This is a genomic window from Achromobacter sp. MYb9 (assembly GCF_002975275.1).
Taxonomy (GTDB): Bacteria; Pseudomonadota; Gammaproteobacteria; order Burkholderiales; family Burkholderiaceae_B; genus Achromobacter.
On sequence record NZ_PCOQ01000002.1, the window covers coordinates 402,698 to 416,797 of the forward strand.

Annotated in this window: 13 protein-coding genes; 10 read left to right on the forward strand and 3 right to left on the reverse strand. The window is 65.4% G+C overall.

Annotated elements, in window-relative coordinates; genetic code table 11:
* Positions 1 to 33: 33 nt before the first annotated feature.
* On the reverse strand, positions 34 to 642 hold the full coding sequence (locus tag CQ050_RS06170) for an HAD family hydrolase (RefSeq protein ID WP_105555910.1): 609 nt from the start codon (positions 640 to 642) through the stop codon (positions 34 to 36).
* Positions 639 to 1,628 (reverse strand): SIS domain-containing protein, encoded by a 990-nt coding sequence (locus CQ050_RS06175; RefSeq protein WP_105555911.1) that lies wholly within the window; start codon positions 1,626 to 1,628, stop codon positions 639 to 641. The genes CQ050_RS06170 and CQ050_RS06175 overlap by 4 nt, the downstream gene beginning before the upstream one ends.
* Before the next feature lie 104 nt (positions 1,629 to 1,732).
* Between CQ050_RS06175 and purT the strand changes: the two genes are divergently transcribed.
* The 8 genes from purT to CQ050_RS06215 all read left to right on the forward strand — a co-directional run bounded on the left by purT (position 1,733) and on the right by CQ050_RS06215 (position 10,806).
* A complete protein-coding gene (gene purT / locus CQ050_RS06180; RefSeq protein ID WP_105555987.1) occupies positions 1,733 to 2,950 on the forward strand; it encodes a formate-dependent phosphoribosylglycinamide formyltransferase in 1,218 nt (405 codons plus the stop codon).
* 251 nt (positions 2,951 to 3,201) lie between these two features.
* Positions 3,202 to 3,747 (forward strand): GbsR/MarR family transcriptional regulator, encoded by a 546-nt coding sequence (locus CQ050_RS06185; RefSeq protein ID WP_105555912.1) that lies wholly within the window; start codon positions 3,202 to 3,204, stop codon positions 3,745 to 3,747.
* Between the two features lie 129 nt (positions 3,748 to 3,876).
* The gene (locus CQ050_RS06190; RefSeq protein WP_105555913.1) at positions 3,877 to 5,451 is read left to right on the forward strand and encodes a cytochrome ubiquinol oxidase subunit I; all 1,575 of its coding nucleotides are present in this window, start codon (positions 3,877 to 3,879) and stop codon (positions 5,449 to 5,451) included.
* Between the two features lie 13 nt (positions 5,452 to 5,464).
* Positions 5,465 to 6,619 (forward strand): cytochrome d ubiquinol oxidase subunit II, encoded by a 1,155-nt coding sequence (gene cydB, locus CQ050_RS06195; RefSeq protein ID WP_105555914.1) that lies wholly within the window; start codon positions 5,465 to 5,467, stop codon positions 6,617 to 6,619.
* 16 nt (positions 6,620 to 6,635) lie between these two features.
* Entirely contained in the window at positions 6,636 to 6,761 is a 126-nt protein-coding gene (gene cydX, locus CQ050_RS06200) for a cytochrome bd-I oxidase subunit CydX (protein ID WP_105555915.1), read from the forward strand.
* Positions 6,758 to 8,509, forward strand: coding sequence for a thiol reductant ABC exporter subunit CydD (gene cydD, locus CQ050_RS06205; RefSeq protein WP_105555916.1), 1,752 nt, complete (start codon positions 6,758 to 6,760; stop codon positions 8,507 to 8,509). Before cydX ends, cydD begins: the two co-directional genes overlap by 4 nt.
* Entirely contained in the window at positions 8,506 to 10,200 is a 1,695-nt protein-coding gene (cydC, locus tag CQ050_RS06210; RefSeq protein ID WP_105555917.1) for a thiol reductant ABC exporter subunit CydC, read from the forward strand. Before cydD ends, cydC begins: the two co-directional genes overlap by 4 nt.
* Positions 10,201 to 10,254: 54 nt before the next feature.
* Positions 10,255 to 10,806, forward strand: a complete 552-nt coding sequence (locus tag CQ050_RS06215; protein ID WP_105555918.1) for an adenine phosphoribosyltransferase — start codon at positions 10,255 to 10,257, stop codon at positions 10,804 to 10,806.
* Positions 10,807 to 10,873: 67 nt separating this feature from the next.
* On the opposite strand, the gene CQ050_RS06220 is transcribed toward CQ050_RS06215, so the two are convergent.
* Positions 10,874 to 11,764 (reverse strand): LysR family transcriptional regulator, encoded by an 891-nt coding sequence (locus CQ050_RS06220; RefSeq protein ID WP_105555919.1) that lies wholly within the window; start codon positions 11,762 to 11,764, stop codon positions 10,874 to 10,876.
* Between the two features lie 382 nt (positions 11,765 to 12,146).
* Between CQ050_RS06220 and CQ050_RS06225 the strand changes: the two genes are divergently transcribed.
* Positions 12,147 to 12,530: a DUF4148 domain-containing protein gene (locus CQ050_RS06225; protein ID WP_105555920.1), complete on the forward strand. Its 384-nt coding sequence runs from the start codon at positions 12,147 to 12,149 to the stop codon at positions 12,528 to 12,530.
* Between the two features lie 449 nt (positions 12,531 to 12,979).
* Complete coding sequence (locus CQ050_RS06230; protein ID WP_105555921.1) at positions 12,980 to 14,092, forward strand: porin; 1,113 nt, start codon at positions 12,980 to 12,982, stop codon at positions 14,090 to 14,092.
* Positions 14,093 to 14,100 lie beyond the last annotated feature (8 nt).

Genomic DNA, 14,100 nt, shown 5'->3' on the forward strand with positions numbered 1-14,100 from the left:
TTCGCCGCGCGGGCGTGTGCGGGTTCAAGAGGGTCATTGGATGGCGCCGGGGCCAAGCAGGCCCGGCGCCGCCAGGAATGCGCCAAGGCGCCCCTGGGAGGCCAGCAGCAGGTCGCAGCATTCGCGCACCGCGCCGCTGCCGCCCGGTTGCGTCGAGACCCAATGCGCTGCCTGGCTGACATAGCCGGGCGCGTTCGGCACGCTGACGGCGAAGCCGGCGCGCTGCATGGCCGGCAGATCGATGATGTCATCGCCCATATAGCCGGTCTGATTCAGTTGGACCGCGTTGCGCTGCGCAAGTTCTACCAGGGCCGCGCCCTTGTCGCGAACGCCCTGCATGACTTCCGCGATGCCCAGTTCGGCGGCGCGGCGCGCCACGATGGGGCCCGAGCGGCCCGTCATCAGCGCCACCTTCAGCCCGCCTTCCATCAGCAGGCGCAGGCCGTGGCCGTCCAGTGCGTGGAAGCGCTTTTGCAGTTCGCCGCTTTCGCCATAGTAGAGGCTGCCATCGGTCAGCACGCCGTCGACGTCGAAGACCATCAGGCGCACCGCTGCGGCACGGTCGCGCACGGTGGCGGGAATACGGGCAAGGACCAGCGCTTCGGCCGGGTGAGTCACGGAAGCAGGAAGATTCATAGTCATACCACTTTAGCGGCCATCAGATCGTGCATGTGCAAGGCGCCGAGCAGCGCGCCATCGTTGTCCAGCACCAGCATCTGGCTGAGCCGGAGCTCGTCCATCTGCTGGGCGGCTTCGACGGCAAGCGCGTCGGGGTTGATGCTGCGTGGCGACCGGGTCATGCCGGCCTCCACGGTCAGACTGCGGATATCGCCGTGCCGGGCGATCAGGCGGCGCAAATCGCCGTCGGTGAAGATGCCCAGCGGGCGGTGCTGCGCGTCGGTGACGACGGTCATGCCCATGCCTTTGGCCGACATGACTTCCAGCGCCTGGGACACCGGGGTGCCGGACAGCACGATCGGCAGGGCGTTGCCCTGGCGCATGACGTCGCGCACGTGGGTCAGCAGGCGGCGGCCAAGGGCGCCGCCCGGATGCGACCGCGCGAAATCCTGGGGGCCGAAGCCGCGGGCTTCCAGGCAGGCGACCGCGAGGGCGTCGCCCAGGGCCAGCGCTGCCGTGGTGCTGGCCGTGGGCGCCAAATTCAACGGGCAGGCCTCCAGCGCCACGCTGCCATCCAGGTGCACATCGGCCAGCAGGGCCAATTCCGATTGCGGGTGGCCGGTGATCGCCACCAGCTTCGCGCCCATGCGGCGCGCCACCGGCAAGATGGTCAGCAGCTCTTGGCCGGCGCCCGAATACGAAATGGCGATGACGACATCGTCCCGCGTGATCATGCCCAGGTCGCCATGGACGGCTTCCGCGGCGTGCACGAAGAAGGCCGGGGTGCCGGTCGAGGCGAACGTCGCGGCGATCTTGCGGGCGATATGGCCCGTCTTGCCGATGCCGGTGACGACGACCCGGCCGCGGCAGGCCAGCAGCAGGGCGACGACCTGGGTGAAGGTGTCGTCCAGCCGGGCGGACAGGTCCAGCAGACCCTGACTTTCGATTTGCAGCGTTCTGCGCGCGGATGCCAGCGCGGTATCGGACGATGTAGTGGGATGATCAGTCATGCGGCGATTTTAATATCAGTATGCGGGTTTGCCCCCAGCAGGGGCGTATGGCATCCTGGCGGCTGTTTTCAACGGCTTTCAATCCTTCTATCCAGGCCCGCTCCATGTCCAGCATTTCCAGCCCCGTCCTTGGCACGCCCCTGTCCCCCCTGGCCACCCGAGTCATGCTGCTCGGGTCGGGTGAATTGGGTAAAGAGGTCATCATTGCCCTGCAGAGGCTGGGCGTGGAAGTCATTGCGGTGGACCGGTACGCGGATGCGCCGGGCCACCAGGTGGCGCACCGGGCGCACGTGGTCTCGATGACCGACGCGGACGCCCTGAAGAAGATCATCGAACAGGAACGGCCGCACGTTATTGTCCCCGAAATCGAGGCTATTGCCACGAGTTTGCTGGTGGAACTGGAAGCGGCCGGCGTGGCGCGCGTGACCCCGACCGCCCGCGCGGCCCAATTGACCATGAACCGCGAGGGTATCCGCCGCCTGGCGGCCGAGACCCTGGGCCTGCCGACTTCCCCCTATAAATTCGTCGACACCGAGGCGGAACTGCGCGCCGCGATCGACGGCGGCATCGGCTACCCCTGCGTCATCAAGCCGGTCATGTCTTCGTCCGGCAAGGGCCAGTCGGTGATCAAAAGCGCGGACGATGTGGGGCAATCGTGGCGCTACGCCCAGGAAGGCGGCCGCGTGGGCGGTGGCCGGGCCATCGTCGAAGGTTTCATCCGCTTCGACTATGAAATCACCCTGCTGACCGTCCGCGCCCGGGGCGCCGACGGCCGCGTCGAGACCCACTATTGCGAGCCCATCGGCCACAAGCAGGTCGATGGCGACTACGTCGAAAGCTGGCAGCCGCACCCGATGTCGCCCGCCGCGCTGGCGCGGGCCCGGGAAATCGCCCTGGCCGTCACGGCCGACCTGGGCGGGCTGGGCATCTTCGGCGTCGAACTGTTCGTGGCCGGCGACCAGGTCTGGTTCTCGGAAGTCAGCCCGCGTCCGCACGACACGGGCATGGTGACCATGATCACGCAGGCCCAGAACGAATTCGAATTGCACGCCCGCGCGCTGCTGGGGCTGCCGGTGGACACCCGCCTGCGCCAGCCGGGCGCCAGCAGCGTCATCTATGGCGGGGTGGATGCCGCCGCCGTGTCGTTCCATAACGTGGCGGAAGCCCTGGCGGAAGCCGGCACGGATATCCGCCTGTTCGGCAAGCCCGAATCCTTCGTCAAGCGCCGCATGGGCGTGGGCCTGGCCGTCGCCGACGATGTCGCGACCGCCCGCGCCAAGGCCAAGCGCGTGTCCGCCGCCGTTTCGGTTAAGGCGGGCTGATATCGCCGGGCGACGCCCGACCTGTTGTCGTTCCCCCGGGGTACCGCCCCGTTCGCAGCCACCCGCCTTTCGGCCGGTGGCTGTTTGCATTGGGTGTCTCCCCGACCGAAGCGAGGCTTGCGCCGTTGCCCCTACCGCCAGTGTGGTTTGCGCTTTCGCACAGTTTGTTCGATAATTTCAGGAATTACTGAAAGCGGTGTAACTGTATTTATCAGCCATGCCGTGATCCGACTCGTTGGCGCTGATAACTCATGGTTCTTACCCCTCAAAACGAACGCTTCGTGCTGCATTTCGGCGAAATGGGCAGCCGCTGGGGCGTGAACCGCACCGTGGGCCAGATCTACGCCCTGCTGTTCCTGCATCCCGACCCGCTGAATGCCGACGACATTGCGGAAACGCTGGGGTTCTCGCGCTCGAACGTCAGCCTGGGACTGAAAGAGCTGCAGTCTTGGCGGCTGGTCAAGCTGATCCACCAGGTGGGCGACCGCCGCGACTACTTCGAGACGCCCAAAGACGTGTGGGAGATCTTCCGCATCCTGATGGAAGAAAAGCGCAAGCGCGAAATCAATCCCACGCTCACCTTGCTGCGCGACACCTTGCTGGAAACCCCTTCGGGGCCCAACGACGCCTACGCGCAGCAACGCATGACCGAAATGCTGGAGCTCATCGAACTGTCTTCCGGATGGTTCGATGAGGTTCAACGCCTGCCCCCGGAGACCGTGCAAAAGCTCATGCGACTGGGTTCGCAAGTGCAAAAAGTGCTGGGCTTCGCCGGCAAATTGCGGGGCAAGGGCTAAGTGGCTCATCCGCCCCGATTTTTCAGGAAACCTCTATGAAGTTGTTTGCAACGCCCGTAACATGGCGCGAGAGACGGCCTGGGAACCATGCCGGTTGCCGCGGCACCTCCACTGCTTGGGAGCGCCCCAATGATTGATCTCGACGTTGTAAATCTGTCGCGATTCCAGTTTGCCGCGACCGCGCTTTACCACTTCCTGTTCGTCCCTCTCACGCTTGGCCTGTCGTTCATCCTGGCCATCATGGAAAGCGTGTACGTCATGACCGGCCGCCCCATCTGGAAGCGGATGACCATGTTCTGGGGCACGCTTTTCGGCATCAATTTCGCGCTCGGCGTCGCCACCGGGGTGGTGATGGAATTCCAGTTCGGTATGAACTGGTCTTACTACAGCCACTACGTAGGCGACATCTTCGGCGCCCCGCTTGCGCTGGAAGGGCTGATGGCCTTCTTCCTGGAAGCCACCTTCGTCGGCCTGTTCTTCTTCGGCTGGAACCGCATGTCCAAGGTCAGCCACCTGGTGGTGACCTGGCTGGTGGCGTTCGGCACGAACTTCTCGGCCCTGTGGATCCTGATCGCCAACGGCTGGATGCAGAACCCGGTGGGCGCGATTTTCAATCCCGACACCATGCGCATGGAGATGACCGACTTCGCGGCGGTGATCTTCAACCCGGTGGCGCAAGCCAAGTTCGTGCACACGGTCAGCGCGGGCTACGTGGCCGGCGCCATGTTCGTGATGTCGATCAGCGCCTGGTACCTGTTGAAGGGGCGTCATACCGACCTGGCCAAGCGTTCGATGGCGGTGGCCGCCAGCTTCGGCCTGGCGGGCGCGCTGTCGGTCGTGGTGCTGGGCGACGAAAGCGGCTACCTGACCACGGAACACCAGAAGATGAAGATCGCGGCGATGGAGTCGATGTGGCACACCGAGCCCGCGCCGGCATCCTTCAACCTGATCGCGATCCCCAACCAGGCTGAACGCAAGAACGACTTCGCCATCGAGATCCCGTACGTCATGGGCATCATCGGCACGCGTTCCCTGACCACGCCGCTGCTGGGCATCGATGACCTGATCCTGCGCGCTGAAAACCGCATCCGCGATGGCATGGTTGCCTACGACGCGTTGCAGAAAATCCGCGCCAATCCCAAGGACGTGGACGCGCGCCTGACGTTCGACAAGACCTGGCCCGACCTGGGCTACGCCTTGCTGGTCAAGCGGTATCAGGAAGACATGAGCAAGGTCACCGAAGCCGATATCAAGAAGGCCGCGGTGGACACCGTGCCCAATGTGGCGCCGCTGTTCTGGGCGTTCCGCATCATGGTGGCGGTGGGCATGTACCTGATTCTGTTCTTCGGCGTGGCGTTCTGGCTGGCCTCTCGCGGCCGCCTCGATAGCCGCCGCGGCCTGCTCAAGGTGGCGTTGTGGAGCCTGCCGCTGCCATGGGTCGCCATTGAAAGCGGCTGGTTCGTGGCTGAATACGGCCGCCAGCCCTGGGTGATCGAGGGTGTGCTGCCAACGTACTACGCCGCCTCGGGCCTGACGATCGCCGACCTGGCCATCAGCCTGGCTATCTTCCTGGTGCTGTACACGGTCCTGCTGATCATTGGCGTGAAGGTAATGTTGCACGCCATCAAGGCGGGTCCGAAATCCGATGGGCCGACGGCGGGCAACGCCGCCGCCGATCCTGTGCGCGCCGCCGTGCGCGCCTGAGGGGGAGAAGCAGATGGATACCCTTATTCCTTTTGACTATGGCACCTTGCGCGTGATCTGGTGGGTGCTGCTGGGCGCGTTGCTGATCGGCTTCGCCGTCATGGACGGCTTCGACCTGGGGGTGGCCGCCTTGCTGCCCGTCGTGGCCAAGACCGACGCCGAGCGCCGCGTGGTGATCAACGTGGTCGGCCCCGTGTGGGAAGGCAACCAGGTCTGGCTGATCACGGCGGGCGGCGCGATCTTCGCTGCCTGGCCGCTGCTGTATGCCGCGTCGTTCTCCGGGTTCTACCTGGCGATGATGTTGGCGTTGATTGCGCTGATCCTGCGTCCCGTGGGCTTCAAGTACCGCAGCAAGATGGAAGGCAGCCGCTGGCGCAACAGCTGGGATGGCGTGCTGTGTTTTTCGGGCGTGGTGGCCTCGCTGGTATTCGGCGTGGCGGTCGGCAACATCATTCTGGGCGTGCCGTTCACGTTCCAGGGTTCCGCGCTGCGAATGATGTACGAAGGCCATTTCTACCAGCTGTTCACGCCGTTCGCGCTATTGTGCGGCGTGTTGAGCGTGGTGATGCTGGCCATGCACGGCGCGGTGCTGCTGGCCTGGCGCACGGAAGACCCCATTTCGTCGCGGGCCCGCAATTGGGGGCGTCTGCTGGCGTTGCTGACGGTGGCGCTGTTCGTCGCGGGCGGCTTCTGGGTCGCGGGCGGTCTCAACGGCCACGTCATCACCAGCGCGGTCGACATGAAGGGGCCGTCGGACCCCATGCTCAAGTCCGTGAGCGTGCAGGCCGGCGCCTGGATGGCCAACTACGCGAAATGGCCGTTGATGTGGATCGCGCCCGCGCTGGGCGTGGCCGGTGCGGTGCTGGTGCTGCTGCTCTTGAGCGTGCGCGCCCATGTCCTGTCGTTCCTGGCCTCTGCGCTGTCGATCGCGGGCGTCATCCTGACCGTGGGCTTTTCGCTGTTCCCGTTCCTGATGCCGTCGTCGACCAACCCGCAAGCCGGCCTGACCGTCTGGGACGCGTCGTCCAGCCATCTGACGCTGTGGATCATGGTGATCGCGGTGGTCATCTTCCTGCCTATCGTCACGCTCTACACCGCCTGGGTGTATCGCGTCATGCGCGGCAAGGTCACCCATGATTCCGTGGGCGACACGCCCAACTCTTACTGAAAAAGGAGCCTCCACCATGTGGTATTTCTCGTGGATACTCGGCTTGGGCCTGGCGTGTGCGTTCGCTATCCTCAATGCAATGTGGTTCGAGCTGCGCGAAGGGCATTCGCATGACCCGCGCGCCAGCCGTGGCGACGAGTGAGCGGCGGCGCTAGCACCCTCGAGCACGATCCCTCGGCCAGTCTGCAGAAACCGCCGCGCGAACAGTCGCGGTGGTTGATGGCGCTTGCCAAGGCGGCGAGGGTTCCATTGATGCTGGCGGGGGCCGCGCCGCTGGTCAGCGGCGCCTTGCTGGTCGTGCAGGCGTGGCTGCTGGCCAGCGTGCTGGACGCGGCCATCGTCCGCCAGGCGCCGCGCCAGGAATTGCTGGGCGCCATCTTGGGCATCGCCGGGTTGATGTTGCTGCGCGCGTGCATCACCTGGGCCGGGGAGCGCGCCGGGGCGGACGCCGCTGAACGCATCAAGCGCCACGTGCGCCAGGCGCTGTTTGCCCGGTTGGTGGCGAAGGGGCCGTACTGGAGCCGCGGCAAGGCGTCGGGTGAATTGGCCAGCGCGGTCGTCGACCAGGTCGAGGCGTTGGACGGCTTCTTTGCCAAGTACCTGCCCGCGATGGCCGCAGCCGCGATGTTGCCGGTGGCGTTTTCGGTGCTGTTGTTGCCGGTGGACGTGATCGCGGGTCTGGTGTTGTTGATCACCGCGCCGCTGATCCCGCTGTTCATGGCGTTGGTGGGGTGGGGCGCGCAAGGCGCCAGCCGCCGTCACCTGCGTGCTTTCGCTCGCTTGTCCGGCTTTTTCGCCGACCGCCTGCGCGGGCTGTCCACGTTGAAACTCTATGGCCGGGCGCAAGCCGAGGCGGCCTCTGTCGTGGCCGCCAGCGATGCGTTGCGCCAGCGCACGATGTCGGTGCTGCGCATCGCTTTCCTGTCGTCCGCGGTACTGGAGTTTTTCGCCGCGCTGGGCGTGGCGGGAGTGGCCGTATATATCGGCCTGACCTATCTTGGATTCCTGGACCTGCGGTGGTCGCCTCTGACCTTGCAGGCGGGCCTGTTCTGCCTGTTGATGGCGCCGGAGGTCTATGCGCCGTTGCGCCAGTTCGCCGCGCACTATCACGACCGCGCCACGGCGTTGGCGGCCGTGACGCAGATCGCCGTGCTGTTCGATGGCCTGCCGCAAGATGCCGAAGCTGGTCCGGCCGCGCCGGGGGCGGTCGCGCTGGCTGCGTCCGGTGCGGGCGCGCAGGTCGACGTGATTGGCTTGCGCGTGAACGCGCCCGGACGCGGGCAGACTGTTCTGGATGGCGCCGGATTGCATCTGGCGCCGGGCGAGCAGGTCGCGTTGATGGGGCCCAGTGGCATCGGCAAGTCCACGTTGATCGAAGCCCTTGCGCGCTTGCGGCCGTTTGACGGCGAGGTCCGCATCGACGGCGTGCCGCTGGCCGACTGGGATGAAGCTGTCTTGCGCCAGCGCGTGGCGCTGATCGGGCAAAAGCCGCAGCTGCTGGCGGGGTCGATTGCCGACAACCTCCGGCTGGGCCGCCCGGGCGCGTCCGATGCCGAATTGCGCGACGCGGCCCGCCGCGCCTGTGTGCTGGAATTTTCGGACGAGCTGCCGCAAGGCCTGGACACGCCGCTGGGCAGCCGCGGCCATGGCCTGTCAGGCGGGCAGGCGCAGCGTGTTGCGCTGGCGCGCCTGTTCCTGCGGGATCCCGGGCTGATCCTCCTGGACGAACCCACGGCGCATCTCGACGAGGCTACCCAGGCCCGGGTGCTGGATGAAATCCTGGAATTCTCCGTGGGCCGCACGTTGCTGCTGGCCACGCATGCGCCGGCGGTCGCGGCCCGGTTCGGTCGCGTGCTGCGGGTAGCGAGCGGAAAAGTGGAAGACGCATGAAGAATTTGCTGTTGCTGGCGCCGTTGTACGCACGCCGAAAAAGCGGGCTTTTGCTCGCATTGTTCTGTGCGTTGGCAACCGTTGCCGCAGGCGTTGGCCTGTTGGGGGTGTCCGGTTGGTTCCTGACGGGCGCGGCCCTGGCGGGGGCAGGCGGGGTGTTCAACTTGTTCGCGCCGTCGGCGCTGGTGCGCGGCCTGTCATTTCTGCGCATCGTGTCGCGCTATGCGGATCGCGTCGTGGGCCACTCGGCTACCTTGCGTCTGCTGGCCGATCTGCGCGCCACGGTGTTCGGGGCGCTGATCAGGCTGACGCCGCGTCAGTTGGCGAAGTACCGCAGCGGCGATCTGGTGGCGCGAATGACGGGCGACGTCGATGCGCTGGATACCGTGTTCCTGTTCGTGCTGGCGCCGTTGGCGACCGCCATCCTGGGGGGCGCCGTGCTGACCGCAGTGCTTGGCATGTGGGTGCCGGCCGCCGCGCTGACGTTCGCGCTGGCGTTGCTGGCCGCCTGTGTCCTGGTGCCTGGGTGGCTGCTGCGCGCGGCGCGCAAGCCGGGCGCAGCAGCCCAGGAAAGCGCGTCGGGATTGCGCGCGGCGACGTTGGACGCGGTGGACGGCCACGCGGACATGGTGGCGTTGCATGCGCAGGCGCCGACCACCGCGCATTTCGAACGGCTGTGCGAAGCCAGCGCGCGGGCCCGTCGCAGCCAGGCCCGGGTGGCGGCGCGCGGACAGTGGTTCCTGCAAGTCGCGGCGGGCCTGTCGGTGTTGGCGTTGCTGTGGTTCGGGTTGGGGACGCATGAGGCCGGGCAGATCGAAGGCCCCGTCCTGGTGGGCTTGTTGCTGGCCGTGATCGGCATTTTCGAAGTGGCGGGGCCGATCATGCGCGGCGCGTCCCGCATGGGGTCGGCGATGTCGGCCGCGGCGCGCATCCGGGAAGTGACGCAAGCGCAGCCGGACATGCAGGATGCGCCCGTCGTGCGCGCCTTGCCGTCCGCGGGGGCGCTGGAGCTGGACGGGGTCGTGTTCCGTTATCCGTCCCGGGGGCAGGGTGTGTACCCCGCAGTGCTGGACGGCGTCAGCTTGCGGGTCGAGCCCGGCGAGCGGGTCGCCATCATGGGGGCAAGCGGGCAGGGCAAATCCACGCTGTTGCATCTGATCCTGCGCCTGGAGGATCCGCAGTCGGGACAGGTGCGCTTCGGCGGCTGCGATGCGCGCGATTGCACGCAGGCGGATTGGCACCGGCGCATTGCATTGCTGTCCCAGGACGCCCCGGTGTTCCTGGGTACCTTGCGCACGAATCTGCTGATCGGCGACCCCGACGCGGACGATGCGGCGCTATGGGGTGCGTTGGACGCGGCCAGGCTGGGCGATTTCGTGCGTGGCCTGCCCGACGGACTGGACACGTGGGCGGGCGAGACCGGTTCGCAGCTGTCGGCGGGCCAGGCGCGCCGCCTGTGCCTGGCGCGGGCGCTGCTGTCGCCAGCGGCGGTCATCGTGCTGGACGAACCCACCGCAGGTCTGGACGCCGCGGCGCAGACCGACTTTTTCAATGACCTGGAACGCGCGGTGCGGGGACGCACGGTGGTGCTGGCCACGCACGCGGCCTTGCCCGCCGGCGCGGTCGACCGCTGCTACGAGTTGCGTCACGCTCGATTACATGACTTGTCACGGGAGGCAATCCTGGCTTAAGCGCGGTGGCAAGGTTATAGTTCGCCTTGCTTCAATTCTTCAGGGCCGCCTTCCATGCAGACCGACAACGCCGAGTACATCCGGCGCACCATCCGCAGCGTTCCGGACTGGCCCCAACCGGGTGTCGTGTTCCGCGACATCACGCCGGTTCTGCAAGATCCGCGCGCGTTCCGGGTGCTGATCGATCTGTTCGTCTACCGTTATATGCGCCAGCGCCTTGACCTGGTGGCGGGCGTCGACGCACGCGGCTTCATCGTGGGCAGCGTGCTGGCCTACGAACTGAATCTGGGTTTCGTGCCCGTGCGCAAGAAGGGTAAGTTGCCCTTTCGCACCGTGGCCGAGGAATACTCGCTTGAATACGGCAACGCCGCCGTCGAGATGCACACCGATTCCGTGCGCACCGGCCAGCGTGTGTTGCTGGTCGATGACCTGATCGCCACGGGCGGCACCATGCTGGCCGCCATCAAGTTGCTACAGCGCCTGGGCGCGAACGTGGTCGAAGCCGCCGCCATCATCGATCTGCCCGATCTGGGCGGTTCGGCCAAGGTGGCCGCCACCGGCACGCCGCTCTACACGGTCTGTCAGTACGGCGGCACCACGCCGTAATCGGCGGCGCGGCCGGGTGCCCGGTGTGCCGGGCCCTGGCCACGGCGTGCTCCGGGCGTCACCCGTCCTATGAATCGGACAGGCGGGGCTGGATGAAGTCCAGGAACGCCTTGGTTTTGGCGGGCAGCATGCGGGACGGCAGCAGTGCGAACAGCGGCAGGGGCGTCAGGCTCCAGTCGGGCAGCACGCGCACCAATCCCGCCTGCTTGATGGCGCGCTCCATCGCATCGAACACCAGCAGCGGCGTAATGCCCAGCCCTTGGCCGGCCAGGCGTCCCAGCATGCCCACATTGTTCGCCGACAGGCGGCCGGAAACCTGCACGCGCTCTACCTTGTCGCCCGAGTGGAGCATCCAGAAAGAGGATTCCTCGCGCATGGTCGGCCGCAGGCATTCATGGTGCGTCAGGTCGGCGGGCACGCGCGGTTCGCCGTGGCGCGCCAGGTAGGCCGGCGACGCATACAACTGGTGGGCCATCAGCACGATCTTGCGCGAGATCAGGCTGGAATCGGGCTGCTGCCCGAAGCGCAGGATCAGGTCGAACGGATTGCTGATGGGGTCGATCGGGCGCATGCTCAGGTCGAAATCGCATTCGATGTCGGGATGCTGCTCTCGAAATTCACTGATGACGGCAGGCAGGAACAACTGGGCCAGGCTGGTGGGCAACGAAATGCGCAGGCGGCCCTTGGGCTGCACCGCCATGTCCAGCAACTGGTCGTGCGCGATGCGCGCTTCTTCCACGATGTGCCGGCAGCGTTCGAAGTAGATGGCGCCCGCTTCAGTCAGATCGATCTTGCGCGTGCTGCGGTTCAACAGGCGCATGCCCACGCTGCGTTCCAGTTCGCTGACCCGGCGAGAGAGCGTGGAGGTCGGAATATTCAAGGCTTCCGCAGCGTGGCTGAAGTTCTTGCGCTTGGCGACTTCGACGAAAAGCGCGATGTCGTTAAGCTGGATATCCATAAGGCCCTCTAGACTCAAAATTCCATTTCTGGCAGATTTGTATGATAAATGGAATTATTGTCCCGCCAGCAGAAATGTCTATTTCCCCACGCGGAACTTCCTGTTCCCGGCGGGTGGCCGCAGGTTCCGCGACCCAGCTTGCTTGTAGCTGAATGCCTGCAGGGCTTGTCGCGCCTGGCTTGGCAGAAAAGCTGCGCAAGAATCGCGCAGATGGCGCCGGATACATCGTGCAATTGTCCCATCCGTGAAAATATGTTCACCAAAATAAGGGTTTTTACTAGGCGCCAATCGCCAGATACTTCGTCCCAGCAATCAAACAGTCACATCGCAGCTGCCAGCCTGGCAGAAGACGCTGTGCAAGGTTTAGGATGGAGTCATCACAATGAAAGCCCTAGCAACCGCACTTATGGTCACCGCAACCCTGGTTGGCATGTCCGCCGCTCACGCCGATGGCAAGACGCGTGAACAGGTTCAACAAGAACTGCAGGCCGCCAAGGCCGCAGGCCAAGTCACGTTCGGCGAACTGGATTACCCGCCCGCCGCCGCTGCTCAGACCAGCATGACGCGCGATCAGGTGCAGCAAGAACTGCAAAGCGCCAAGGCCGCAGGCCAGGTCACGACCGCCGAACTGGACTACCCGCCCCGCGCTGCCGTGTCGCAGTCCGGCGGCAAGACCCGCGAGCAGGTCCGCCAGGAATTGGCCGAAGCCAAGGCCCGTGGCGAATACACCTTCGGTGAACTGGACTACCCGCCCAAGGGCAAGTAAGGCCCGACGCCGGACGACGTCTGGCCCCGGATGGTCACGAGAAACCCCTTGAGACGCCGAGGGGTTTTTTATTGCCGGTTTGCGGCGGGGACGGCGACACAGTGTGGCGTTTTTGCCGCAAAACTGTGCGCGTGCTTGAACAAGTGTTGTCGGTGAATCCGGCACGCTAACGGGGTAAGAGCGCGCGCATTTTCGATTTGCGAGCAAAGATTCATATTTATTTTCAAGGCGTTAACGCAGGTTTCCAGACCTGGCGAGGTGTCAGCTGGCCGTCATTATCCCAACCATGGAAAGTAGTTCTTCGAAATCCGTGTTACTTCGGGTTGGCGCAAGCCGGACACTAGATTCCGTGCAGACGCCGCTTGCGTGTTCGCAGCGGCACGCAAAGGCCCCGTCGTTGGGACGGCGCGGTTGCGGATGCCTTTTATCTCGCCATTTTGGGGACTTATATGAAGAAGACGCTATTGGCCGTCGCGTTGCTGGCAGGCTTTGCCGGCGCCGCGCAAGCCGCAGACTCCGTGACGCTGTACGGCTTGATCGACGCCGGTATCGGCTACGAACAAGTGAAGTTCAATGGGGTGTCGCAAAGCCGCTTCGGCGGCGTGCAGGGCGTGAGCAGCGGTTCGCGCTTCGGCCTGCGCGGCACGGAAGACCTGGGCGACGGCTTGCGCGCCGTGTTCACGCTGGAAGGCGGTTTCGGTCCCATGAACGGCAAGTCGCTGCAGAGCGGCCGCCTGTTCGGCCGTCAGGCCACCGTGGGCCTGGACAGCGATTCCTGGGGCCGTCTGGAATTCGGCCGCCAAACGAACCTGGCGTCGAAGTACTTCGGTTCGATCGACCCGTTCTCGATCAGCTACAACACCGCGAACATGGGTACCACGTTCGGTAGCGCCAACACGATGCGCCTGGACAACCTGGTTCTGTACCAGACCCCGAGCATGGGCGGCTTCAAGGCAGGCGTGGGCTATTCGTTCAGCGCCGACGACAGCGTCAGCGACACGACCCAGACCGGCTTTGCCACGGGCGACAACAATCGCGTGCTGACCGCCGGCGTGCAATACGTCAACGGCCCGCTGAACGTGGCCCTGGCCTACGACCGTTTCGATCCGACGAACAAGCGCGTCGGCGGCAAAGACTCGGCCCGCATCCAGGAATACATCATCGGCGGTTCGTACGACTTTGAAGTCGTGAAGCTGGCTGCCGCTTTCGGCCAGACCCGCGACGGCTGGTTCATCGGCCAGAACATGGGCACCACGCCCGACGGCATGAACAACCTGGGTTCGTTCAAGTTGGCTGATGGCTTCCGCGCCAACTCCTACATGATCGGCGCCACCGTGCCGCTGGGCCGCCACGCCGTGTTCGGTTCGTGGCAGCGCGCCACCGCGGGCAACGACAAGCTGACGGGCGACGACGCCACGTTCAACGTGTACAGCCTGGGCTACACCTACGACTTCACCAAGCGCACCAACCTGTACGCGTACGCTTCCTACGGCGACAACTACGCGTTCCAGCACGATGCACGCGACACCGCCGTTGCAATGGGTATTCGTCACCGGTTCTAAGCGGCAAC